General features: G+C 69.9%; 1 protein-coding gene. It reads left to right on the plus strand.

From position 1 onward, the window contains the following. Positions 1 to 127 precede the first annotated feature (127 nt). On the plus strand, positions 128 to 1447 hold the full coding sequence (locus DWW73_RS10010; protein WP_233502389.1) for an IS256 family transposase: 1320 nt from the start codon (positions 128 to 130) through the stop codon (positions 1445 to 1447). Positions 1448 to 1507 lie beyond the last annotated feature (60 nt).

Below are 1507 nucleotides of genomic sequence, written 5' to 3' on the forward strand. Positions count from 1 at the left end.
TGGTAGCGCGCAGAGATGTGGTGTAAGAGGCGGGGCATGCCCCGCCTCCGCCCTTTCTTGAAAGGGAGGGGACACCGCCTAGAATTCGTCGTTGGAGTAATGAAGGTGACGAATGGAAGGAAAGGCGATGCCCCAAGAAGAGAGTGTACTGCGCCTCGGCCGCGACGAGGCCCTCGAGGCGGCGAGGCTTTGGCAGGAGTGCGGCGACGCGCGCGAGTTCGCGTGCAGGGTGCTGGGCAGCGTGATGAACGCGCTGATGGACTCCGAGGCCCAGCAGATGTGCGGCGCGAGCCGCAACGAGCGCAGCGACGGCAGGGAGAACAGCCGCAACGGCTACCGCCCCAGGTCGCTCAAGACCGCCGTGGGCGACGTGGAGCTCGAGATACCCAAGCTCAGGCACGGCACCTACTACCCCGAGGGCATGCTCGCGCGATGGTCGCGCGTCGACACCTCGGTGGCCGCCATCGTGCAGGAGATGTACGTATGCGGCGTGTCCACCCGCAAGGTCGAGCGCGTGGCGTCCAAGCTGGGCATATCCTCGCTGTCGAGCTCGGAGGTCTCGAGCCTCTGCTCCGACCTCGACGCCGAGGTGGCGGAGTTCCGCCGCCGCGACCTGTCGGGCACGCCGTGCTGCTACCTGTGGCTCGACGCTACCTACATGAGCTGCAGGGTCGGCTCGTCGGTCGTCTCGCAGGGCGTCGTGACCGCGATCGGGCTGGGCGCCGACGGGCGCAAGCACTTCCTGGGCTGCGACGTGGTCGACACCGAGAGCGAGGACTCCTGGGCGGCATTCCTCGGCGGGCTGCGCGAGCGCGGGCTGGCCGGCGTTCGCCTCGTGGTCTCCGACAGCCACGCCGGGCTCGTGGCCGCCGTCTCGCGCCTGTTCCAGGGCTGCGCCTGGCAGCGCTGCGTGACGCACCTGCAGCGCAACCTCCAGAGCGCCTGCTCGGGCAGGCCCGAGGACTCCAAGGCGGCCGTCAGGGACCTCGTGCACGCCGCGGTCTACCAGGACGACCCCGACCTCGCGCGCTGCGTGTGGGCCGAGGCGGCGCCCTGGGTGGCGTCGGTGTCCGCCAGGGCCGGCGAGGTCTTCGAGCAGGCCGAGGACTCCGCGCTGGCGTTCACGGCCTTCCCCAGGGCGCACTGGGCCAAGCTCCGCACCAACAACGTCCAGGAGCGCGCCAACCGCGAGATCAAGCGCCGCTACAGGGTCGTGCAGTCCTTCCCCTCGAGGGAGTCGATGCTGCGCCTGACGTGCGCGAGCCTCATGGAGACCGAGGGACAGTGGTCCCAGCAGCGCGTGTTCTCCGAGGCCTCGGCCGCCGAGGGCTTCGCCGAGCCCGCGGACAGGCCGGCCCCGACAGAGGGGAGGCGCCGCGCGCTCGGGCGGCGCGCCAGGGAGATAGTGGACGAGATAGTCGAGAGGCGCGGTCTCAAGAAGGAGTAACATCGGGACTTGCAGCGACGGACCTCGGGACGCTCTTACACCACGTCTGCGCGCGCCACC

Source organism: Collinsella sp. AF16-8 (assembly GCF_003462695.1).
Taxonomy (GTDB): domain Bacteria; phylum Actinomycetota; class Coriobacteriia; order Coriobacteriales; family Coriobacteriaceae; genus Collinsella.